This window comes from Serratia sp. CY43202 (genome assembly GCF_052168755.1).
GTDB lineage: Bacteria > Pseudomonadota > Gammaproteobacteria > Enterobacterales > Enterobacteriaceae > Serratia > Serratia bockelmannii.
Window position 1 is genome coordinate 1 of record NZ_JBJNMB010000031.1, and the last position, 635, is coordinate 635.

General features: G+C 48.3%; 2 tRNA genes and 2 rRNA genes. All 4 read right to left on the minus strand.

Annotation, left to right across the window (positions count from 1 at the left end):
* Window positions 1–90: ribosomal RNA gene (locus ACJ8J5_RS24765) — 23S ribosomal RNA — on the minus strand; the annotation flags it as partial.
* A gap of 207 nt (window positions 91–297) precedes the next feature.
* Window positions 298–373: transfer RNA gene (locus ACJ8J5_RS24770), tRNA-Ala, on the minus strand.
* 38 nt (window positions 374–411) lie between these two features.
* Window positions 412–488 (minus strand) — tRNA-Ile (locus ACJ8J5_RS24775).
* Window positions 489–562: 74 nt separating this feature from the next.
* Window positions 563–635 (minus strand): 16S ribosomal RNA (locus tag ACJ8J5_RS24780); the annotation flags it as partial.

The following is a 635-nucleotide window of genomic DNA, read 5'->3' on the forward strand; positions in this document are numbered from 1 at the left end:
ATCACCTTACCGACGCTTTTCGCAGATTAGCACGCCCTTCATCGCCTCTGACTGCCTAGGCATCCACCGTGTACGCTTAGTCACTTAACCTCACAACCCGAAGATGTTTCCATCGTTCGTGCTGCAAACATTTGAGAGACTCTATGACAGGTTACTCTTCATCCCAATACGTCTACGGAGGGATAAATTTCAGCCGTCATGTTTCAATTTTCAGCTTGTTCCAGATTGTTAAAGAGCAAAATACTTCGCAGCATACTGTCGCCAATATACTCTGAAGTATTGAAATACCGGACTATATGGTGGAGCTAAGCGGGATCGAACCGCTGACCTCCTGCGTGCAAGGCAGGCGCTCTCCCAGCTGAGCTATAGCCCCATACAGTCACGTGCAGTACCTTTTCCACTTCGAAGAAGTGGTAGGCCTGAGTGGACTTGAACCACCGACCTCACCCTTATCAGGGGTGCGCTCTAACCACCTGAGCTACAAGCCTATAAAGGTATTTCTGCTCGTTACTTTCTATCAGACAATCTGTGTGAGCACGCCACTCGAACTAATATCTTTAGGTAAGGAGGTGATCCAACCGCAGGTTCCCCTACGGTTACCTTGTTACGACTTCACCCCAGTCATGAATCACAAA